We start from the raw sequence: 19,864 nt of genomic DNA, 5'->3' as shown, positions 1-19,864 counted from the left end.
TTAGCCTTACCTTCCTGGCTAGATTGCGTCGAACCGGAGGTCAACCCACATGCCCCCATCCCTCCGCCTGCGGCTGTGCGGCAGCGTCGCCGGGCTCTGCCTGGCCGTCCTGGGAGCTCTCCTCCCGGCCACCGCCGCGCACGCCGCGAGCCGTACCGTGCAGGGCGGAAGGCTCGACTGGGGCATCAAGTCGTCCTTCCAGAGCTACGTCACCGGCCCGATAGCCAAGGGGAGTTTCTCCCTCACCTCGGGCGCCGCGACCGTCGGCGGCAGCCAGTTCCGCTTCCACTCGGCGACGGGCACCTACGACGGCGACACGGGCGCCTTCCGCGCCGGCTTCTCCGGGGGCGTCCACTTCGTCGGCCACAAGAAGGCCGACGGGACCCACCAGCTCGACCTCACGATCAGCCGCCCCACCGTCCGTATCTCCGGGGGGTCCGGCACCCTCCACGTCGACGTCACCAGCAAGGAGAAGGACACCGGGACGGTCACGACGTCCTCGCAAGTGCCCTTCGCCTCCCTCACGTTGGGCGGGATCGACATGCGGGGCGGCGGCAACGCGGTCGCCCTCAACAACCTCCCCGCCAGGCTCACCGCCGAGGGCGCCAGGTCCTTCGCCGGGTACTACGAGGCGGGCACCGAACTCGACCCGGTGAGCCTGTCGGCGGACGTCCAGGCGGCGGCCACCAGGCAGCCGACGGAGACACCGACGACGAAGGCGCCCACCCCGTCCGCTTCCAAGTCGCCGTCCCCGAAGGCGACTTCGGGTGCGATCAAGGACGGAGCCGTCGACTGGGGCGTGCGCCGCACCTTCCGCGAGTACGTCACCGGTGACATCGCCAAGGGCAAGTGGACGCTGTCCTCCGGCGCCCAGGACGGGGGCGCGCTCTTCCGCTTCCCGAGCGGTGAAGGGACGTACAAGGACGGCGAGTTGACGGCCACGTTCAAGGGCGCGGTGCGCTTCACCGGCGAGAACGGCCTCGATCTGGCACTGAGCGGCCTGCGGACCGTCGTCGGCAAGAACGGCACCGGCACGCTCTACGCCGATGCCACCGGCGCCGACTTCAAGGGCACCGACGTCCCGCTCGTCACGTTCACCGCCAAGAACCTGGCCCCCAAGGCCGGCCTGGTCACGCTGACCGAGGCGCCCGCGAAACTCACCGAGCGCGGGGCGAAGGCCTTCGGCGGGATGTACAAGGCGGGCACGGAGATGGACCCCGTCTCGCTCGCCGTCGCCCTCACCGACGCCGCCGAACTCCCCGCCCTGCCCGACCTGGGCAGCGCGGGCACCGCGGCGGACGCGTCCGCGACACCGGAGGCGGAGGCAGCGGCGAAGTCGGCCGCGCCGGACACGGAGAACGCCGCGAGCGACACCGGCTCCGGCTCCGGCTCCGACGACGGATCACCGCTCCTGCCCATCGGCCTGGCGGTCGGCTCCCTCCTGCTGGTGGCCGCGGCCTTCGCGGTCGTCGCCCGCAGGCGCCGCGCCCAGCCCGCCACCGAAGCGCCCGAAAAGAACTGAGCCCCCTCAACTCCCTTACGCAGTCCGCCGGTCGGCGGACCACCCACCTAGGAGAACCACCACCATGTCCGCCACCACCAGACGCCCGCTCACCCTCGCCGCCGCCGTGGCCACGGCCGTCGCACTCGGCGCCACCGCGCTCGCCACGACGGTCGCCTCCACCGCCTCGGCCGCCGAAGTCCCGCTCAGCGGCTACGAGTTGACCTGGGGCATCAAGCAGTCGTACCGCACCTACGTGACCGGAATGGCGGCCGGCACCTTCACCCCGGCGGACGGCGCCACGCAGGCCGCGAACAACGGCGCGTTCACCTTCACGGAGGGCACCGGGACCTACGACTCCACCGCGCACACGGTGGCCCTCGGGTTCAAGGGCGGCCTGAAGATCGCGTCCGCCCTCCACCGCTTCGAACTCACCCTGTCCGACGTGAAGTTCGACAGCAAGGCGGCGAAGATCACCGCCGATGTGACGCAGAGCGGCGCCACCCAGGACGACGTACCGCTCGCCGACGTCACGGTCACCCAGGCGATGACGGACATGGCGACCAAGCTGACGCCGGAGGCCGCGACCGTCTTCGGCAGCTCCAGCTACAGCGGGGCGGCCGGCGACCCCCTGACGGTGGTGAAGAAGACGCCCGAGTCCCCGAGCCCGTCCGCGTCGCCGAGCACGAGCACGAGCCCGTCGGTATCGCCGTCACCGTCCACCTCGGCGAGCCCGTCCGCATCGGCATCTGCCTCGGCATCGACCTCGGCGTCCCCCTCGCCGTCGCAGGGCGCCTCGGAATCCGCCTCTCCCTCGGCATCGCCCTCGGACACCGCCACCGCCCCGGTGAGCGGGGACATCACCGACGGCACGCTCGGCTGGGGCGTCAAGCAGTCCTTCCGTACGTACGTCGTGGACGGCGTCGCCAAGGGCGCGATCACGACGTCGGCCGGGGCGACCCAGGCCGCAGGCAACGGGGTGTTCACTTTCGTCGACGGCTCGGGCACGTACGACACCGACGCCGAGACCCTCTCCGCCGCCTTCGCGGGCGCCGTGAACTTCAAGGGCCATGAGGACAACGGCTCTTACGGTCTCGACCTCACCCTCAGCGACCTCAAGGCGACCATCGACAACGGCGCCGGCGAACTCACCGCCGACGTGGAGAGCCTCGGCGAGACGTCCGCCGACGTGGTCCTGGCCGACCTGACGACCGACGCGGCCGACCTCGTCGCCGAGAACGACGTCATCACCCTCTCCGACGTCACCGCCACGATCACCGCCGCCGGCGCGAAGGCCTTCGGCGACTTCTACCCGACGGGCACGCAGCTCGACCCGGTCGACCTGTCCGTGGCGCTGAGCGAGGGCGCCGAACTCCCGGGCGGCGACGGCGGATCGGCTTCCACGGGCGGCTCGGGCACCTCGGGCGGCACCACGGGCGGCTCCTCTGGCACGACGGGCTCCACCACCGGCGGCGGTACGACGGGTTCCACGACCGGCGGTCTGACCGGCGGCCTCGCGGCCACCGGCGCGGGCGTTCCGGTGGGCGCGCTGGGCACGGCCGCCGCGGTGACGGTGGCGGCGGGCGCGGCCGTGGTGCTGGCGGTACGGCGGCGGCGTACGGACGCCTAGTCGGTACGTGTACCTGGTACGCGTAGTTGGTGAGGGCTGCCACCTGGGTGTTTGAATGCGCGCGTGACTGACTACGACGTACTCCGCGTCTTCTGCTCGCCCAACGGGGGATACGGCAACGAGCTGGGCGTGATCCGCGAGGGCTCGGTCATGCCCGAGCGGAGCGAACGGCAGGCGTTCGCGGCCAAGTTGGGGTTCAGCGAGACCGTGTTCGTCGACGACCCCGAGCGCGGGATCATCGACATCTACACGCCGACCCTGCGCCTGCCCTTCGCCGGCCACCCTTGCGTCGGCACGGCCTGGCTGCTCGACGTGCCCGAACTGGTCACGCCGGCCGGGCTGGTGGGGGCTCGGCTGGACGGGGAGTTCAGCTGGATCGAGGCGCGGGCGGAGTGGGTGCCGGAGCGGACGCTGCGCCGGTACGGGTCGGCCGCGGAGGTCGACGCGCTGCCGGTGCCGCCGCCGGGGGAGTGGATCTACGCGTGGGCCTGGGAGGACGAGGCCGGCGGTCGCGTACGGGCCCGCGCCTTCCCTGGCCGCGATGACGGCATCAAGGAGGACGAGGCGACGGGGGCGGCGGCACTGCTGCTCACGCACCAGCTGGGCCGGGCGCTCAACATCACCCAGGGCAAGGGGTCGCAGATACTCACGGCGCCGCAGCCGATGGGGTGGGTGGAGGTCGGGGGCAGGGTGTTCCTGGAGCGCTGAGGCTGTGGGGTGGGGCTGTGCGGGGTGGCCGGCTTTTCCTCGCCCCCGCCGCCCCTACCCGTCCCATCCTCGGGGGCGCTGCCCCCGAACCCCCGCTCCTCAAACGCCGGAGAGGCTGGATTTACCCGGCCGGGGCTGACATATCCAGCGCCGCTCAGGCATCTTCAGCCCGTCCGGCGATTGAGGACAAGGCCCGTTCAGGGCCGGAGCGGGGTCTGGGGCGGCAGCCCCAGGGTGGTGGTCACGCGGACAGGGGGAACTCCTCGCCCAGGTCGCGGAAGACGCCCGTGTTCAGGGCGAACGCCCGCTTGCACTCCGCGACGATCCGCTGCCTCTCCAGCTCGTCCACGGCGACTCCCGCCCCGTCCAGCAGTTCGCGGTAGCCCCGCTTGAACGCCGCCGGGTTGGAGATCCCCTCGAACACGTAGAAGCGGACGCCATCACCCTTGCGGGCGAATCCCCACGTCTTCTCGGCCGTGTCGCGGATGATCTGGCCCCCGGAGAGGTCCCCGAGGTAGCGCGTGTAGTGGTGGGCGATGTACCCGGCCGGCCACTCCCGCGCGCACTCCGAGACCCGCTCCGCGTACACCCGCGTCGCGGGCAGTGCGGTGAGCGTCGAGCGCCAGTCGGCGCCCCGCAGATGCGCGAGGTCCTTCTCCAGCGCCGCCAGCCGCTTCAGCTCGGGCTGTATGAAGGGGCCCGCCACCGGATCGGACGCGAGCCGGTCCGCGCCGGCCTCCAGCGCCTCGTACACGAACCACAGCTGCTCGGTGTAGCGCGCGTACGCCTCCACGCCGAGCCTGCCGCCGAGCATGTCGCTCATGAACGTCGAGTTCTCCGCCTCCACGTGCTGCTCGTGTGACGCGGTGCGGATGACTGTCGAAAATGAGTCCATGAGGCCTATCCTCTGAGGTAAGGCTAACCTAAGTCAAGACCTTTGCCGACTGGCTGTCGGTAAAAGCCTACCCAGAAACCCCACCGGACCCACACGAGGAAGCCCGCCCTCCGGAGAGAGCGGGCTGCGGACTGTGTGGGGGAGAAGGGGAGAGGGAGGGGGCTACGGCAGGGTCAGGATCTCCGCACCCGAGTCCGTCACCACGAGGGTGTGCTCGAACTGGGCCGTGCGCTTGCGGTCCTTCGTGACGACCGTCCACCCGTCGTCCCACATGTCGTACTCGTACGTCCCCAGCGTCAGCATCGGCTCGATGGTGAACGTCATTCCGGGCTGGATGAGCGTCGTGGCGTGGGGGCTGTCGTAGTGCGGGACGATCAGCCCGGAGTGGAACGAGGAGTTGATTCCGTGCCCGGTGAAGTCCCGGACGACCCCGTAACCGAAGCGCTTGGCGTACGACTCGATGACCCGGCCGATGATGTTGATCTGCCGGCCCGGCCTGACGGCCTTGATGGCCCGCTCCAGCGACTCCCGGGTCCGCTCCACGAGCAGCCGGCTCTCCTCGTCCACGTCCCCGACCAGGTACGTGGCGTTGTTGTCGCCGTGCACCCCGCCGATGTACGCGGTCACATCGAGGTTGACGATGTCGCCGTCCCGCAGCACGGTGGAGTCCGGGATGCCGTGGCAGATGACCTCGTTGACGGACGTGCACAGCGACTTGGGGAAGCCGCGGTAGCCGAGCGTGGACGGATAGGCGCCGTGGTCGACCATGTAGTCGTGCGCCACCCGGTCCAGCTCGTCGGTGGTCACGCCGGGCGCGATGAGCTTCGCGGCCTCCGCCATCGCCCGCGCGGCGATCCGCCCGGCGACCCGCATCGCCTCGATCGTCTCGGGCGTCTGCACCTCCGCCCCGGTGTACGGGGTCGGCGCGGGCTTGCCGACGTACTCGGGGCGACGGATGTTTCCGGGCACGGAACGGATGGGAGAGAGCTCCCCTGGTACGAGCAGCGACTGGCCAGACATGCCAGCGAGTTTAACGAGCCCGTGTGGGGGACGATGACCGTGGCGAAAGGAGCTCGAACCATGGCCCTGTTCAAGAAGCGCACGGTCGGCAAACCGGGCGAGTGGTACTACTGCCTGGAGCACAAGAAGGTCGAGGAGGGCCCGGACTGCCCGGGCAAGGACCGCTTCGGTCCGTACGCCAGCCGCCCCGAGGCCGAACACGCGATGGAAACGGCCCGCGAGCGCAACCTCCAGTGGGAGAACGACCCGAAGTGGCACGACGCGAAGGCACGCGGCGAGGACGAGGACGAGGCCTGAGGGGGTGACCTGAGGGGGCCGTCTGGCGGGGCTGCCGCACCATCCGTCTGTCGTTCTGCCGGAGGCAGCTGAGGTGCCGAGACGGGTGGGTGGCTGGCTGGGTGGGAAATGTTTGTGTTTTTACCAGCGGGTCGGCGGCGGCGCCGTCAGGACGTCCGCCAGTCGGGCCAGGCGGTCGCGGAATCCCCGCCGCCCCCGGACGACAGGCACCCCGTTCTCTCCGGCCGCCGCGCTCACCAGGTGCTGCATCGTGTCCAGGTCCAGCTCCAACCCGTCCGGCACCGCCAGCGATTCATGCGCCATCGACACCAACTCGCCCTCACCCGGCCCGAGGACCAGCACCTTCGCCCCACCCCGCCGCGCGTCATGAACCCGCTCCAGCAGGACACCGCCCACCTCGTCGGGCGCCACCACCAGCAACGTCTCACCCCGGCGCGCCGCCTCGATCCGCCCGAGCCCGACCGACAGCCGCCCCGGACCGGAGGCCCGCGTGTCATGCCGTACGAGCGTGGGGGCCAGCTCAGGTGTCCCCGACCAGGCGGCCTCGTCGACCAGATGTGCCGCCAGGTGCCACGGCTCGTACGCCGGCGTACCGACCAACAGCAAGCCGCCCCCGTACGACACCACGGACCCCCGCAACGCCTCCGCGAACCTCCGTGTCGCCCCCAACCACTCGGTCCCGGCGAGCACTTCGCGCAACAACGCAACCCGTACGGCGTCCATGACCGCGCATCCTGCCGCAACAGGCAACTCAGGACGCGCCCTTCACCATGATTTCGCCCAACATGGGTAAGGACACGAACCACTACCCGTACGCACCGTCACCGTCACCGTCCTCGCCAAGGAGCCGTACATGGCAGAGACAAGCATCCCCTTCTGGTCCGGCCAGGAAGGCTATGCCAGCTACCGCATCCCGGCCGTCGTCGTCACCCACGCCGGCACCGTGCTCGCCTTCTGCGAGGGCCGGGTCGACTCGGCCCTGGACCACGGGAACATCGACATCGTCCTGAAGCGGTCCACGGACGGCGGCCGCACGTGGGGCCCGCTCACCGTCGCCGCCAGCAACGGCACCAACCTCGCGGGCAACCCCGCCCCCGTCGTCCTCGACACCGGCCGCATCCTGCTCGTGTACATCCGTGCCTCGGGCACGGTCACCGAGAAGGACATCCTGCTCGGCAACGTGTCGGCCGCCGAAGGGCGCCGCATCTGGGTCCGGCACAGCGACGACGACGGCGTCACCTGGTCCTCCTCCGTGGAGATCACCGCCCAGGTGAAGAAACCGGAGTGGCGCTGGTACGCCACCACCCCCGGCCACGCCATCCAGTTGAGCACCGGCCGGGTCGTCGTCGCCGCCAACCACACGATCCCGCCCACCGGGACGGACCTGGGCAACGAGGCCCGCTACAACAGCGGCCACAGCCTGCTCAGCGACGACCACGGCGAGACCTGGCGCATCGGGTACCTCGACGAGAACACCAACGGCTACATCAACGTCAACGAGACCACCGCCGCCGAACTCCCGGACGGCCGCGTCTACTTCAACACCCGCAACGACTCCCCGTCCCCCGGCAACCGCGCCGACGCGCACTCCGCGGACGGCGGCCGGACCCTCGTCAAACCCTTCCGCCCGCAGGCCGGCCTGTCCGCCCCCATCTGCCAGGCCAGCGTGCTCCAACTCCGCGACCCCGACCTGCTCCTCTTCTCCGCCCCCGCCGATCCCGCCGCCCGCGCCCTGATGACCATCCGCGTCTCCACCGACGACGGCACCACCTGGCGCCCGGCGCACACGGTGAACGGCCTGCCCGCCGCCTACTCCGACCTCGTCCGCATCGACGCCGACACCGTCGGACTCCTCTTCGAGACCGGCGACTTCGGCCCGTACGAGAGGATCCCCTTCCGACGGGTACCCGTGACAGAGCTCACCTGAGCCAGTGACGACACGGACACGGACGTAAAGTCGGCCCATGACCTCTACCGACAGTGCACAGACCCCTGCCGAGACTCCTGCGAAGGCCCCTGCCAAGGACCCCTGGGACCTTCCCGACGTCTCCGGGCTCGTCGTCGGCGTGCTCGGCGGGACCGGGCCGCAGGGCAAGGGCCTCGCCTACCGGCTCGCCAGGGCCGGCCAGAAGGTGATCATCGGGTCGCGCGCCGCCGACCGTGCCCAGGCCGCCGCCGACGAACTCGGCCACGGTGTCGAGGGCGCCGACAACGCCGAGACCGCCCGCCGCAGCGACATCGTGATCGTCGCCGTGCCCTGGGAGGGACACGGCAAGACCCTCGAATCGCTGCGCGAGGAACTGACCGGCAAGCTCGTCGTCGACTGCGTGAACCCGCTCGGCTTCGACAAGAAGGGCGCGTACGCGCTGAAGCCGGAGGAGGGCAGCGCCGCCGAGCAGGCCGCCGCCCTGCTGCCGGACTCCCGGGTCACGGCCGCCTTCCACCACCTGTCGGCCGTACTGCTCCAGGACCCGGAGATCGAGGAGATCGACACCGACGTGATGGTCCTCGGCGAGGAGCGCGCCGACGTGGAGATCGTGCAGGCCCTCGCCGGCCGTATCCCCGGCATGCGCGGAGTCTTCTCGGGCCGGCTGCGTAACGCCCACCAGGTCGAGTCGCTGGTCGCCAACCTGATCTCCGTGAACCGCCGCTACAAGGCCCACGCGGGCCTGCGCGTCACCGACATCTGAGCGGATGGGGGACACTGGACGCCGTAGCCCGGTGTCCCCCGACAGGAGAGCAGTCCAGATGCCCCGCCTCGCCTACTACACCCTCGCCGTCTGCGTCCTCGCCGTGGCCGCCGCGGTCGTCTCCTTCGTCCAGGGCAGCTTCCTGGGTGTCGTGTGGGTGTTGCTCGCGGGCCTGTCGTCCAACATGACCTGGTACTACTTCAAGCGGGACAAGGCCCGGAAGTCCGTCACCGGCTGATCGAGCAGAACTGGTTCGTGTCGCCCCAGAAGCGGTAGAGGTTCTCGCCGCAGTAGCGGTTCAGGTCGTCGACGCCCAGGGTGTCCAGGACCGAGTAGATCGCCTGGAAGAACTCACGGTTCACCGCCGGCAGCATCAGCAGCGCGAACACGAACAGCAGCCCGAACGGTGCGAACGGTTCCACCTGGCGCTTGAGCTTGTACGACAGCCAGGGCTCGATCACCCCGTAGCCGTCCAGGCCCGGCACCGGCAGGAAGTTCAGGATCGCCGCCGTGACCTGGAGCATGGCCAGGAAGGCGAGCGCGTACCGGAAGTCGCGGGGGACGCCGTCCAGGGCGTCGAGCCAGAAGGGCGCGGTGCAGACGGCGGCGAACAACACGTTCGTCAGCGGGCCGGCCGCCGAGACCAGACTGTGCCGCCAGCGCCCCTTGATCCGACCCCGCTCGATGAAGACGGCACCGCCGGGAAGCCCGATCCCGCCCATGATCACGAAGATCACCGGCAGCACGATACTGAGCAACGCGTGCGTGTATTTGAGCGGGTTAAGGGTGAGATATCCCTTTTCGCCGACCGAAATGTCGCCGCTGTGCAGCGCGGTGCGCGCATGCGCGTACTCGTGCAGACAGAGCGAGACGATCCACGCGGCCGTCACGAACAGGAAGACGGCTATGCCCGGCTGCTCGGCGAACCCGGTCCAGGTGGCCCAGCCCGTGACCGCCGTGACGGCCATGATCCCGACGAAGACGGGGCTGATCCGCCGGTCGCTGTTGCGGGTGGTGGCGGTGGTCATGGAGAGGGGCTCCTGAGGTGACTCGGCGGGAAGCTGCCGTTAGCGGGTTGTGCGGGCGGGTCGACGGTACCGGTGCTCTGGGGGAACGTCCCACCGAGGGCCGGAGGTTCCTGGAGGTTCCCGGAGATCCTGGACTTCTCCCTGTTCATGCGCGTGTAAACCCGGGCGCGCTCCGGAACCGCACCCGGAGACAATGGCCCCGTGCGCTATCGCATCCTCGGCACCACCCAGGCTCTCCGTCCCGACGGCACCCCCGTCCCGGTCGGCGGGGCGCGGCTGCGCGCCCTGCTGACGGTGTTCGCCCTGCGGCCCGGCCGGACCGTGCCCGCGGGCGTCCTGGTCGAGGAGGTGTGGAACGGCGACGCCCCCGCCGACGCGCCGGCCGCGCTCCAGGCACTGGTCGGCCGGCTGCGCCGCGCCCTGGGTCCCGACGCGATCGCCTCGGCCGAGGGCGGCTACCGGCTGTGCGCCACACCGGACGACGTCGACCTGCACCGGTTCGGGCGTCTGTCGGACGAGGGCGCCCGCGCACTGGCCGACGGCGACCCCGCCAAGGCGGCCGACGTCCTCGACGACGCCCTCGCCCTGTGGCACGGCCCGCCCCTCGCCGACCTCCCTGACCGCACCGCCGAGGCCGCCCGTTGGGAGACCCGCCGCCTGGACGCGCGCCGCGCCCGCCTCACCGCCGCCCTGGCCCTGGGCGCCGCCGACACGTCGCTCCCCGAACTGACCGCCCTGTGCGACAGCCACCCCCTGGACGAGCCCCTCCAGTCCCTCCGCCTGCGCGCCCTGCGCGACGCGGGCCGCCCGGCCCAGGCCCTGGCCGCGTACGAGGACGTACGACACCTCCTGGCGGACCGGCTCGGCGCGGACCCGGGGCCCGAACTACGGGCACTGCACGGGGAGTTGCTGAAACCGGACGGCACATCCGGACGGGCCGGCGGCCCAGCGGCCCCCGGCCCGGGCGATGCGCGCGCGCACGCCTTGCGGCCCGCCGGCCCAGGGGCGCTCTCCGCGCCGGGAGACGCTTCCGGACCGGGGACGACCCCCGGCCCAGGGGCGCTCTCCGCGCCGGGAGACGCTTCCGGACCGGGGACGACCCCCGGCCCAGGGGCGCTCTCCGCGCCGGGAGACGCCTCCGGCCCAGGGAGGACCCCCGGCCCAGGGAGGACCCCCGGCCCAGGGGTGCCCCCCGTGCCGGACGGCCGCCTCCGCTCCGGCATCGCCGAGTCCGCCACAGCCTCCGCCGGGGCCCGCACCGCACCCCAGCCGTCGCCTCCGCCCCCGGGCAACCTCCGGGCCCGCCTCACCTCCTTCGTCGGCCGGGAGGCCGATATCGAGGCCATCCGGGGGGATCTCGCGACGGCGCGGCTCGTGACGCTGCTCGGGCCGGGCGGGGCCGGGAAGACGCGGTTGTCGCAGGAGGCCGCGGAGGCCGTGCGCGAAGTGGACGTGGCGCGGGACGGGGTGTGGCTGGCCGAACTCGCGCCCGTCGTCGACCCCGACGCCGTACCGGAGGCCGTGCTCACCGCCGTCGGTGCCCGGGAGACCGTGCTGCGCGGGGCCGGCGCCGAGGAGATGCGCGCCGCCTCCGCCGAACGCCACGACGACCCCCTCGTGCGCCTCGCCGAGCACTGCGCGAACCGGCGGATGCTGATCCTCCTCGACAACTGCGAGCACGTCGTCGACGCCGCCGCGCACCTCGTCGCGGAGTTGCTGGCACGCTGCCCTGGGGTCACCGTGCTCGCCACCAGCCGTGAACCCCTGGGCGTACCGGGGGAGTTGGTGCGCCCGGTGGAACCGCTGCCGGAGCCCGTCGCGCTGCGGCTGCTCGCGGATCGCGGGGCCGCCGCCCGGCCCGGGTTCCGGGTCGAGGACGATCCGGAGGCCGCCGCCGAGATCTGCCTGCGGCTCGACGGGCTGCCGCTCGCCATCGAACTGGCCGCCGCCCGGCTGCGGATGCTGTCGCCGCGCCAGATCGCCGACCGGCTCGACGACCGTTTCCGGCTGCTCACCAGCGGCAGCCGTACCGGCCTGCCCCGCCAGCAGACCCTGCGGGCCGTCGTCGACTGGTCCTGGGACCTGCTCGACGCGCAGGAACGGGACGTACTGCGGCGGCTGTCCGTCTTCGCGGGCGGCTGCGACCTCGCCGCCGCCGAGGCCGTCTGCGGGCCCCTCGCGCTCGAAGCGCTGGGCTCGCTCGTCGACAAGTCCCTTGTCGTGGCCGCCCCTTCGGGCGAGAACGGCGCCGGCGAGATGCGCTACCGGCTCCTGGAAACCGTCGCCGAGTACGCCGGAGAGCGCCTCGACGAAGCCGGCACCCGCCCGGAGGCCGAGCGCGCGCATCTCACGTACTACCGCGAACTCGCCCGCACCACCGACCCGTTGCTGCGCGGCCACGGCCAGCGCGCCGCGCTCGACCTCTTCCAGTGGGAGAGCGAGAACATTCGCGCCGCCCTCCGCCACGCCGTCACCGCACGCGACGAACAGGAGGCGCTCTGTCTCGTCCTGACGGTTTCCTGGTACTGGCAGATGCGCGATCTGCGTCTCGCGGCCCGCAACTGGTCCCGCGAGGTCATGAACCTCGGCCCCGACCCCTTCGCGCTTCCGATCCGCCCGGCCGAGCCCGTGTGGGAGCGCTGCACGGACACCCCGCCCCCCTGGCAGGGCGACCTCCTCGAAGAGGCCCGACGCGGCGTCCACCTCGTTCATCTCGCCTGTATGGACACGGAGTTGGAGGCCTGGCAGACGCCCGCCGCCCAGGAGAAACTGCACGCCATCACCCAGGTCTACGAACCAGGCTTCCCGCAGACCTGCCGCTTCCCCGGCCTCCTCTGGTGCTACGCAATCATGCTCACCCGCGACATGGACCGGCTGCGCGTCATCGTCGACGAGTCCGTCCGCACCTGCCGTGACACGGAGCCCGGCTACGAGTGGGAACTCGCCGGCTGTCTCCAGATGCGTGCCAACATCCTCGCCAACCGCAGCGACTGGGCGGGCGACGCGGCCCGTGACGCCGACGAGTCGCTGGAGATCTTCCGTCGCCTCGGCGACGACTGGGGCGCCGCGGAAGCGCTCTCCGCGCGCGGCGAGGCCCATGAGAGGAAGGGCGAGTACGACGCTGCCGCCGTCGACTTCCGGGAGGCCATGGACCTGGCCGAACGGCTCGGCGCCCGCGCCCAGCGGACCGTGCTCGCCGCCCGCCTCGGCAACGCGTTCCTGGAGGCGGGCCGGACCGAAGAGGGCGAACGGCTGCTGCGCGAGGTGATCGAGGAGGCGGACGGGTCGACCCACGAGGCGCTGCCCGCCGCCCGGCTCTTCCTCGCGGGCCGGCTCGGCATCACCGGCCGGGTCCCGGAAGCGCGCGAGCACCTCCGGCTGCTGCGCGAGGAGTTCAGAGCCGCCTCGTTCGTCGTCTTCGACGCGTTCATCCTCGGTGCGGAGTCCTGGCTCGACATCGAGGAGGGACGCTACGAGGAGGGCCTCGACAAGGCCGGACAGGCGATGGCCCAGGCCGACGACGGGCTGTCCCGCGCCATCGCCCCCCATATGCGCTCCTCCTTCCTGACCGTCGCCGCCGCCGCCCTCGCCGGCATCGACGGCGGCAGCCGCGCCCGCGACGGGGCGCGCTGCCTGGGCGCCGCCGACGCCATGCTGCCGCCCGGCCACATCGCCGGGAACCCCGATCGCGAGGTCCGCATCCGCGCCGTCCGCGCGGTCCGCGCCGTGATCGGCGACGAGGCGTACGAGGCCGCGTACGCGGAGGGCGGCGGCCTCTCGCCGGAGGAGGCCACCGCCCTGGTCTGACGCGGACGAGCCGTGAACGTCAGCTCTTCGTGCGGAACTTGTGGATCGCGACCGGCGCCATCACCGCCGTGATCGCCGCCGACCAGGCCAGCGTCACCCACAGGTCGTGCGCCACCGGACCGCCCACCATCAGTCCGCGCGCCGCGTCCGCGAGCGTGGACAGCGGGTTGTAGTCGGTGAAGGCCTGGAGCCAGCCCGGCATCGACTGGGTCGGCGCGAAGATCGACGAACCGAACTGCAACGGGAACAGCACCAGGAAGCCCATCGCCTGCACGGACTGTGCGTTCTTCAGGATCACGCCCAGGGTGAGGAACACCCACATGATCGACGAGGCGAACACCGTGGCCAGGCCCACGGCCGCGAACAGACCGAGCCAGTGGACGATGTCGAAACCGACCAGGACGGCGACGATCATCAGCACGGTGGTCGCGAACAGCATCCGGACCAGTTCCACCGAGATCTTCGCGAACAGCACCGAGCCGCGCCCGATCGGCATCGACCGGAAGCGGTCCATGACACCGGAGTTGAAGTCCTGACTGAAGCCGGTGCCGACGCCCTGGGACAGCGTCATGCTCATCATCGCGATCATGCCGGGGATCACGTACTGCACGTACCCGTCCTGCCCGCCGCCCAGGGCCTGCCCGATCGAGCCGCCGAAGACGAACACGAACAGCAGGGTGAAGACGATCGGCATCAGCAGCGCGTCGAACATCGACTCGGGATCCTGCCGGATCCACAGCAGATTGCGGCGGACCAGGGCCCCGGTGTGCCGCAGATGGCCGCGCAGCGGTATCCGGGCATCCCCCTTGATGTCGGTGATGTCGGTGACCTTGCTGTCATTGACGGTGACGGTCGCGGCACTCATACGGCGACCTCCTCTCGGATGTCGGCGGGCGTGGCGTCCTGCGGGGCACTGGCACGGTGGCCGGTGAGGGACAGGAACACCTCGTCCAGGCTGGGGAGTTCGGTGGTGATCGAGGAGATGGTGATCCCGCGCGCGGAGACCGCGCCGACCACCGCGGTCAGCTGCTCGTCGCTGAGGATCGGCACGAGTACGTCGCCCCGGGCGTCGTCCACGGTCGTGGCGGCGAGCCCGGTGATGCCCAGCTCGTCGAGCGCGGCGGCGAGAGGCCGCAGCTGCGCCGGATCGACCGGGCGCACCCGCAGCGAGCGACCGCCGACCTTCGCCTTCAGCTCCTCGATCCGGCCCTTCGCGATGACCTTGCCGCGGTCCACGACGGTCAGCTCGGAGGCGAGCTGCTCGGCCTCCTCCATGTACTGGGTGGTGAGCAGGACGGTGACCCCGTCCCCGACCATCCGCTTGACCTCGTCCCACACCTCGATGCGGGTCCGCGGGTCCAGGCCGGTGGTGGGCTCGTCCAGGAAGAGGACGGCGGGATGCCCGATCATCGACGCGGCGAGGTCGAGCCGGCGCCGCATTCCGCCGGAGTACGTGCTCGCCGGGCGCTTGGCCGCGTCGGTGAGCGAGAACCGCTCCAGCAGTTCGTCGGCCCGGGCGCGGGCGTCCTTGCGGGGCAGGTCGAGAAGCCGCCCGATCAGATAGAGGTTCTCCCAACCCGGGAGCTTCTCGTCCACGGAGGCGTACTGCCCGGTGAGCCCGATCACGCGCCGCAGCTGCCGGGGCTGCCGCAGGACGTCGTATCCGGCGACAGTGGCGTGCCCGGCGTCGGGCTGGAGGAGGGTGGACAGGATGCGTACGAGGGTGGTCTTGCCGGCGCCATTGGGCCCGAGCACACCCATCACGGTGCCCTCGCGCACGTCCAGGTCGACGCCGTCCAGCGCCTTGGTCTCGCCGTAGTGCTTGACCAGCCCCCGCACGGAAACGGCACTCTTGGCCCCGCCTGCGGGGTGGTTGTCGATTCGCGTCATGAACCGAACCTGTCACCCCCCACCGACAGACCACCGACAGACCACCTACAGACCGGCCGACAGCCGGGATCCATCCTGTGGCGGGGATCACGTCGAGGGGAAAACCTGCGGCCGGGCCCGGGCGTCTAGCAGGTGTGAGATCAGTCAGGGCAGTGCTGCACGAGTTGGACGAGGAGCGCCTTGTCCGGCTGGTGGCCAGAGGCGACCGTGCGGCGTTCGAGGAGTTGTACCGGCGTACCTCGCCGTGGCTGGCGGTGCGGCTGCGCCGCCGGTGTGTGGACGACCAGATCGTCGCCGAGGTCATGCAGGAGACGTATCTGGCGGTGTGGCGCGCGGCGGGTGCGTTCGCCGGGGCCGCGGTCGGCGGGTCCGCCGTCGGTTGGCTGTGGACGATCGCGGCGCGCCGTCTGGTCGACGCGTTCCGGCGCAGGGCCCACCACGCGGAGCCGCCGCCGGCCGCCGCCGTGCCCGAAGCAGCGCCCGCCGCCGAGGAGCTGGCGCTCGCGGAGACCGTCGGCGGTGATGTCGGGGACGCGCTGCGGTGCCTCGCGCCGGAGTTGAGACAGGTACTGCAGGCCATGGTGCTCGACGGACTGTCCGTCCGGGAGACCGCGGTCCTGCTCGGGCTGCCCGAGGGCACGGTCAAGACCCGTGCCCGCCGGGCCCGGTTCGCGATGCGGAGGGCGCTGGCATGAGTGTGGAACACGCGTCGACGCGGATCATCGAGGGTTACGCGCGCGGCGGTACGGACCTCGCCGCCGACGAGGTGTGGGCCGTGGAGGCCCATCTGGAGACGTGCCGGGTCTGCCGCGACCGGCTGTCCGCCGCCGTCGAAGCCGGGGTGCCCGCTGCGGCGTCGCTGGTCGACACCGTGTGGTCCGGTCTCGAATCCCGGTTGGCGGTCACCGCCACGATGCCGCGCGGACGGCGCTGGTCGGCGCGGCTGTCGAGGTGGATGACGCCCACGATGGTGCCGTGGCTGGCCATGGTCGTGGGCGTGACACTGCTGGCCCTGCTGCTCGACCTGATCGGCCCCGGTTCCGGTGCCGGCGAGGTGTCGCTGGTGCTGTTGCTCGCGCCGGTCCTGCCCGTGCTCGGCGTCGCGGCGTCCTGGTCGCGCGGTCTGGACCCGGCGTACGAGCTGACGGCCTCGGTGCCCAGGGCCGGGCTCCATCTGGTGCTGCGGCGCACCGCGTCCGTGCTCGGCGTGGTCGTCCCCGCGCTGCTGGTCGGCGGCTGGGCGACGGGGGTGATGGTGGCCCAGTGGCTGCTGCCCTGTCTGGCCTTCACCGCGACGACCCTGGCACTCGGCGGTGTCGTCGGTGTGACCCGCGCCGCCGTCGCGCTGGCCGCCGTATGGGCCGCCGTGGTCGTGGCACCGACCCTGGCCGCCGGCCGGACGACCTTCGCCCTGCGGACGGACGGTCTGCCCGCGTGGGGGCTGATCCTCGCGCTGGGCATCGCTGTCGTGATCGCCCGCAGAGGCGCGTACTCCGTGCTGGGAGCCCATCGATGACCAACAGGAAGGCAGGACCGCCCATGACCTCCGCCGTGAGCGCGGCCGACATCGCACCGACGGCCTACGCCTGGGAGATCCGGGCCACCGGACTGAAGGTCAGGGTCGGCAGGAAACGGATGGCCGTCGACGGCCTCGACCTGTCGCTGGGCACCGGCGTCCACGGACTCCTCGGCCCCAACGGGGCGGGCAAGACCACCCTCATCCGGACGCTGGCCACCGTACTGCGCCCCACCGAAGGCACCCTGGAGCTGCTCGGCGAGTCCGTGGGCGGCAGGGGCGAGCACCGTGCGCTGCGCCGCCGGATCGGTTACCTGCCGCAGGAGTTCGGCTACTACAAGCGCTTCACGGTGCGCGAGTTCGTCGAGTACATGGCGTGGCTGAAGGAGGTGCCGAAGGCGGACATCCCCGCGGCGGTGCAGCGCGCCGTGGAGCGCGTGGGCCTGGCGGACCGCGCCGACGAGAGGATGAAAACCCTGTCGGGTGGCATGGTGCGCAGGGTCGGCATCGCCCAGGCCATCGTCAACGACCCGACGATCCTGCTCCTCGACGAGCCGACGGTCGGACTGGACCCGGCGCAGCGGCTGCGCTTCCGCGAGCTGCTGCAGGAGCTTGGTACGGACACCTGCGTGCTCGTCTCGACCCATCTGGTGGAGGACGTCGCCGTCGCCTGCACCGACGTGGTGCTCTTCGCCGAGGGCCGACTGGTCTTCCAGGGCCCTCCGGACGAGCTGGCCTCGATCGGCGGCCCGGAGCACGTGGGTGACAGCCCGCTGGAGCGCGGCTACTCGGCGCTGCTGCTCAACCCCGAGCAGGGAAGGGGCACTTGGTGAACGGCCGCGTCCTGCGTATCGAACTGAGGCGTTCCGTCGCCCCGTGGGCCGGCGTCATGGTCCTGGCGCCGGCGCTGGCGTTCCTGCACCTGCTGAACGGCCAGTGGTGGAGTGGCACCACGGCGTGGACGGCCCAGTGGACGCCCATGGCCCTGTGGACCCGCTCCCTGCTGTTCTACCTGTGGCCGCTCGCCGTGGGGCTCGGGGCGCTGCAGGGTCTGCGCGACCACCGCTCGAAGATGGCCGAACTGCTGACGAGTACGCCCCGGCCCGCCCGGCATCGGGCGGCCACCCTGGCGGGCGCGACAGCGATCACGCTGGCCTCGGCCTTCGGGCTCCTCGTCCTCGTGGGCGGGGTCCAGGTGCTCGCCCACACCGAGTACACGCACCTCGGATGGCTGCCGATCTCGCTCGTGGGGGCGCTCTTCCTCGTCGCGGGGGCCGTGCTGGGCATGGGTGCCGGGCGGGCACTGCCGTCCCCGCTCACCCCGCCCGCGCTGGCCATGACCGCCTTCGTGTTCACGGCCCTCATGCACATGTCGCTGGGCCGGACGCAGACGGCCACGGCGGAGGGGCTCACGAGCACGGAGCCGAACCGGGTCTCGCTGCTGTCACCGACGGGGGAAGAGGTGCGCCAGGCGTTCGTCACGCTCTCCGCCTCCGTGCACGTCGGGCAGACGATCTGGCTGCTCGGCATGGCCGCGACCGGCTTCGCGCTGCTGGTCGCCGCGACCCCGCGCGCCCGGCTGACCGCCCTGACGCCCGTCCTGGCGGGCGCGGCGATCGCCCTGCTCGTCCTGCCCTCCGACCCGCGCCGGATGTACGTCGTCGACGAGGCCGCCGCGGAGCTGGTGTGCGACGGCCCGGTGTGCGTGACGAAGACGCAGCAGGCGCGACTCGCCGACCTCGCGGCTCCCGGCAAGGAGGCGCTGCGCCTGCTGCACGGTGCCCTGGGCGACCGGGCGCCGGTCTCGATCCGGGAGAACACCGCCGTACTGCCGGAGGGCTCCACGCCGAAGTGGTCCCGTACGACCGTGCTCCTCGACTTCGACGACCCCATCGTCGCCGCCGCGAAGGGCGAGGAGCTGACCTGGGCCCTCATCGCCAAAGGCATGGTGCCAGGGTGCACCCCCGTCGGCTGGAGCGGCTTCGGGGGAGACGACTACGCGCGGACCGTCGCGGTGGGCTGGGTCCTCGGGGACCTCAAGCCGCTCAGCGGCACGCCGACGAGTATGCGCCGCGAGGTCGACGCCGAGGCCCGCCCGGTGTGGAAGGAACTCAGGGCGCTTCCGCGGGCCGAGCAGCTCTCGCGGATCAACGCGATGCGCGCTGCCGCGCTCTCCTGCGAGGGCGACGCGTTCGACGCGCTGAAAGGCGGTGCGTCCCGGTGAGATGGCTGACGCTGTACGCGCGTTCGCGTCAGGTACCCGCGTCGCTCGCCGCGCTGCTGATCAGCACGGTGGCGGTGTGGGCACTCGCCCGGGACGGGGGCGAGGGCCCCGGTGACCCGCGGCTGCCCGTCCTCGTCCTCGCCGCCGGGGCGATGGCGGCCTCGATCGGGCTCAGCGGGCAGGATCTCGCGCTGGACCGGACCGCCGCGATCCGCTGGGTGCCGCGCAGAGCGGCGCATGTGCTGCTCGCCGGCGCGGTCGTGGCCGCGGGGCTGTTGGCGGTGCAGGCCATGGGCGCGGCCATGGCCACCGCCGCGTTCGTCGTCCGGGACAGCGCGGGCCTGATGGGACTGGTCGCCCTGGGCGCGGCGATCTCGGGCGGCCCCTACGCATGGACGCCGCCGTTCGCCTGGCTCTCGTTCTCGTTCTTCGCCCCGCCTCCGACGAGTACGCCGACCCAGGTGGCGACCTGGATGCTGCTGCCCTCCGGCACCCCGGCGGCCACCTGGACGGCCCTCCTCCTCACGGCCACCGGAACCATGGCCTACGCCATAGCGGGCCCGAGACGGTAACCGGACCCCTCCAGCGCCGGCCCGCACTATCAGCCCGTCCGGAGTTTGAGGACAAGGCCCGTTCAGCCCAGCTTCTTTCCCACCCA

At 71.8% G+C, this 19,864-nt stretch carries 19 protein-coding genes; 13 read left to right on the top strand and 6 right to left on the bottom strand.

Annotated elements, in window-relative coordinates:
• Positions 1–49: 49 nt before the first annotated feature.
• The 3 genes from ACH4TV_RS02210 to ACH4TV_RS02200 all read left to right on the top strand — a co-directional run bounded on the left by ACH4TV_RS02210 (position 50) and on the right by ACH4TV_RS02200 (position 3,839).
• Positions 50–1,522: an HtaA domain-containing protein gene (locus ACH4TV_RS02210; RefSeq protein WP_398393317.1), complete on the top strand. Its 1,473-nt coding sequence runs from the start codon at positions 50–52 to the stop codon at positions 1,520–1,522.
• 64 nt (positions 1,523–1,586) lie between these two features.
• Positions 1,587–3,131, top strand: coding sequence for an HtaA domain-containing protein (locus ACH4TV_RS02205; RefSeq protein ID WP_398393315.1), 1,545 nt, complete (start codon positions 1,587–1,589; stop codon positions 3,129–3,131).
• A gap of 63 nt (positions 3,132–3,194) precedes the next feature.
• Positions 3,195–3,839 carry a PhzF family phenazine biosynthesis protein gene (locus tag ACH4TV_RS02200; protein WP_398393313.1) on the top strand — a complete coding sequence of 215 codons (645 nt, stop codon included), beginning with the start codon at positions 3,195–3,197 and terminating at the stop codon, positions 3,837–3,839.
• A 241-nt stretch (positions 3,840–4,080) separates the two neighbouring features.
• Here ACH4TV_RS02200 and ACH4TV_RS02195 read toward each other — a convergent pair whose 3' ends face one another.
• Positions 4,081–4,734, bottom strand: a complete 654-nt coding sequence (locus ACH4TV_RS02195) for a heme oxygenase (biliverdin-producing) (RefSeq protein ID WP_398393311.1) — start codon at positions 4,732–4,734, stop codon at positions 4,081–4,083.
• Between the two features lie 162 nt (positions 4,735–4,896).
• Positions 4,897–5,754: a type I methionyl aminopeptidase gene (gene map / locus ACH4TV_RS02190; RefSeq protein ID WP_398393309.1), complete on the bottom strand. Its 858-nt coding sequence runs from the start codon at positions 5,752–5,754 to the stop codon at positions 4,897–4,899.
• A gap of 60 nt (positions 5,755–5,814) precedes the next feature.
• Between map and ACH4TV_RS02185 the strand changes: the two genes are divergently transcribed.
• On the top strand, positions 5,815–6,051 hold the full coding sequence (locus ACH4TV_RS02185) for a hypothetical protein (protein WP_398393307.1): 237 nt from the start codon (positions 5,815–5,817) through the stop codon (positions 6,049–6,051).
• Between the two features lie 120 nt (positions 6,052–6,171).
• Here ACH4TV_RS02185 and ACH4TV_RS02180 read toward each other — a convergent pair whose 3' ends face one another.
• Positions 6,172–6,774 (bottom strand): hypothetical protein, encoded by a 603-nt coding sequence (locus ACH4TV_RS02180; protein WP_398393305.1) that lies wholly within the window; start codon positions 6,772–6,774, stop codon positions 6,172–6,174.
• A gap of 130 nt (positions 6,775–6,904) precedes the next feature.
• Between ACH4TV_RS02180 and ACH4TV_RS02175 the strand changes: the two genes are divergently transcribed.
• The 3 genes from ACH4TV_RS02175 to ACH4TV_RS02165 are packed head-to-tail and all read left to right on the top strand — an operon-like array spanning position 6,905 to position 8,979.
• The gene (locus ACH4TV_RS02175; protein WP_398393303.1) at positions 6,905–7,978 is read left to right on the top strand and encodes an exo-alpha-sialidase; all 1,074 of its coding nucleotides are present in this window, start codon (positions 6,905–6,907) and stop codon (positions 7,976–7,978) included.
• A 37-nt stretch (positions 7,979–8,015) separates the two neighbouring features.
• Positions 8,016–8,741, top strand: coding sequence for an NADPH-dependent F420 reductase (gene npdG, locus ACH4TV_RS02170; RefSeq protein ID WP_398393301.1), 726 nt, complete (start codon positions 8,016–8,018; stop codon positions 8,739–8,741).
• 58 nt (positions 8,742–8,799) lie between these two features.
• Complete coding sequence (locus tag ACH4TV_RS02165) at positions 8,800–8,979, top strand: hypothetical protein (RefSeq protein ID WP_398393299.1); 180 nt, start codon at positions 8,800–8,802, stop codon at positions 8,977–8,979.
• On the opposite strand, the gene ACH4TV_RS02160 is transcribed toward ACH4TV_RS02165, so the two are convergent.
• Positions 8,969–9,769: a site-2 protease family protein gene (locus tag ACH4TV_RS02160; RefSeq protein ID WP_398393297.1), complete on the bottom strand. Its 801-nt coding sequence runs from the start codon at positions 9,767–9,769 to the stop codon at positions 8,969–8,971. The two genes, ACH4TV_RS02165 and ACH4TV_RS02160, sit on opposite strands and share 11 nt — an antisense overlap.
• Before the next feature lie 201 nt (positions 9,770–9,970).
• On the opposite strand from ACH4TV_RS02160, the gene ACH4TV_RS02155 reads away from it, so the two are divergent.
• Positions 9,971–13,576 (top strand): AfsR/SARP family transcriptional regulator, encoded by a 3,606-nt coding sequence (locus ACH4TV_RS02155; RefSeq protein WP_398393296.1) that lies wholly within the window; start codon positions 9,971–9,973, stop codon positions 13,574–13,576.
• A gap of 19 nt (positions 13,577–13,595) precedes the next feature.
• Here ACH4TV_RS02155 and ACH4TV_RS02150 read toward each other — a convergent pair whose 3' ends face one another.
• Positions 13,596–14,441, bottom strand: coding sequence for an ABC transporter permease (locus ACH4TV_RS02150; protein ID WP_398393294.1), 846 nt, complete (start codon positions 14,439–14,441; stop codon positions 13,596–13,598).
• The gene (locus ACH4TV_RS02145; RefSeq protein WP_398393292.1) at positions 14,438–15,466 is read right to left on the bottom strand and encodes an ATP-binding cassette domain-containing protein; all 1,029 of its coding nucleotides are present in this window, start codon (positions 15,464–15,466) and stop codon (positions 14,438–14,440) included. Before ACH4TV_RS02145 ends, ACH4TV_RS02150 begins: the two co-directional genes overlap by 4 nt.
• A gap of 152 nt (positions 15,467–15,618) precedes the next feature.
• On the opposite strand from ACH4TV_RS02145, the gene ACH4TV_RS02140 reads away from it, so the two are divergent.
• Genes ACH4TV_RS02140 through ACH4TV_RS02120 form a run of 5 tightly spaced genes read left to right on the top strand, consistent with a single transcriptional unit; the run spans position 15,619 to position 19,778 of the window.
• On the top strand, positions 15,619–16,161 hold the full coding sequence (locus ACH4TV_RS02140) for an RNA polymerase sigma factor (RefSeq protein ID WP_398393290.1): 543 nt from the start codon (positions 15,619–15,621) through the stop codon (positions 16,159–16,161).
• Positions 16,158–16,982, top strand: coding sequence for a zf-HC2 domain-containing protein (locus ACH4TV_RS02135; RefSeq protein WP_398393288.1), 825 nt, complete (start codon positions 16,158–16,160; stop codon positions 16,980–16,982). Before ACH4TV_RS02140 ends, ACH4TV_RS02135 begins: the two co-directional genes overlap by 4 nt.
• A gap of 23 nt (positions 16,983–17,005) precedes the next feature.
• Positions 17,006–17,815: an ABC transporter ATP-binding protein gene (locus tag ACH4TV_RS02130; RefSeq protein ID WP_398393286.1), complete on the top strand. Its 810-nt coding sequence runs from the start codon at positions 17,006–17,008 to the stop codon at positions 17,813–17,815.
• Complete coding sequence (locus ACH4TV_RS02125) at positions 17,812–19,206, top strand: hypothetical protein (RefSeq protein ID WP_398393284.1); 1,395 nt, start codon at positions 17,812–17,814, stop codon at positions 19,204–19,206. Before ACH4TV_RS02130 ends, ACH4TV_RS02125 begins: the two co-directional genes overlap by 4 nt.
• Positions 19,203–19,778, top strand: coding sequence for a hypothetical protein (locus ACH4TV_RS02120; RefSeq protein WP_398393282.1), 576 nt, complete (start codon positions 19,203–19,205; stop codon positions 19,776–19,778). The genes ACH4TV_RS02125 and ACH4TV_RS02120 overlap by 4 nt, the downstream gene beginning before the upstream one ends.
• The last annotated feature ends 86 nt before the right edge of the window (positions 19,779–19,864 follow it).

It is taken from the genome of Streptomyces sp. NPDC020898 (genome assembly GCF_044333925.1).
Classification (GTDB): Bacteria; Actinomycetota; Actinomycetes; order Streptomycetales; family Streptomycetaceae; genus Streptomyces.
Note: the sequence above shows the minus strand (reverse complement) of the source record. Positions and strands in the feature narration are given on the sequence as shown.

Bases quoted from the DNA above. Each gene is read 5' to 3' on its own strand.
- ACH4TV_RS02135 (WP_398393288.1), top strand. From the start codon at position 16,158: ATGAGTGTGGAACACGCGTCGACGCGGATCATCGAGGGTTACGCGCGC.
- ACH4TV_RS02150 (WP_398393294.1), bottom strand. From the start codon at position 14,441: ATGAGTGCCGCGACCGTCACCGTCAATGACAGCAAGGTCACCGACATC.
- ACH4TV_RS02185 (WP_398393307.1), top strand. From the start codon at position 5,815: ATGGCCCTGTTCAAGAAGCGCACGGTCGGCAAACCGGGCGAGTGGTAC.
- ACH4TV_RS02205 (WP_398393315.1), top strand. From the start codon at position 1,587: ATGTCCGCCACCACCAGACGCCCGCTCACCCTCGCCGCCGCCGTGGCC.
- map (WP_398393309.1), bottom strand. From the start codon at position 5,754: ATGTCTGGCCAGTCGCTGCTCGTACCAGGGGAGCTCTCTCCCATCCGT.
- npdG (WP_398393301.1), top strand. From the start codon at position 8,016: ATGACCTCTACCGACAGTGCACAGACCCCTGCCGAGACTCCTGCGAAG.
- ACH4TV_RS02195 (WP_398393311.1), bottom strand. From the start codon at position 4,734: ATGGACTCATTTTCGACAGTCATCCGCACCGCGTCACACGAGCAGCAC.
- ACH4TV_RS02130 (WP_398393286.1), top strand. From the start codon at position 17,006: ATGACCTCCGCCGTGAGCGCGGCCGACATCGCACCGACGGCCTACGCC.
- ACH4TV_RS02210 (WP_398393317.1), top strand. From the start codon at position 50: ATGCCCCCATCCCTCCGCCTGCGGCTGTGCGGCAGCGTCGCCGGGCTC.
- ACH4TV_RS02175 (WP_398393303.1), top strand. From the start codon at position 6,905: ATGGCAGAGACAAGCATCCCCTTCTGGTCCGGCCAGGAAGGCTATGCC.
- ACH4TV_RS02180 (WP_398393305.1), bottom strand. From the start codon at position 6,774: ATGGACGCCGTACGGGTTGCGTTGTTGCGCGAAGTGCTCGCCGGGACC.
- ACH4TV_RS02160 (WP_398393297.1), bottom strand. From the start codon at position 9,769: ATGACCACCGCCACCACCCGCAACAGCGACCGGCGGATCAGCCCCGTC.
- ACH4TV_RS02145 (WP_398393292.1), bottom strand. From the start codon at position 15,466: ATGACGCGAATCGACAACCACCCCGCAGGCGGGGCCAAGAGTGCCGTT.
- ACH4TV_RS02165 (WP_398393299.1), top strand. From the start codon at position 8,800: ATGCCCCGCCTCGCCTACTACACCCTCGCCGTCTGCGTCCTCGCCGTG.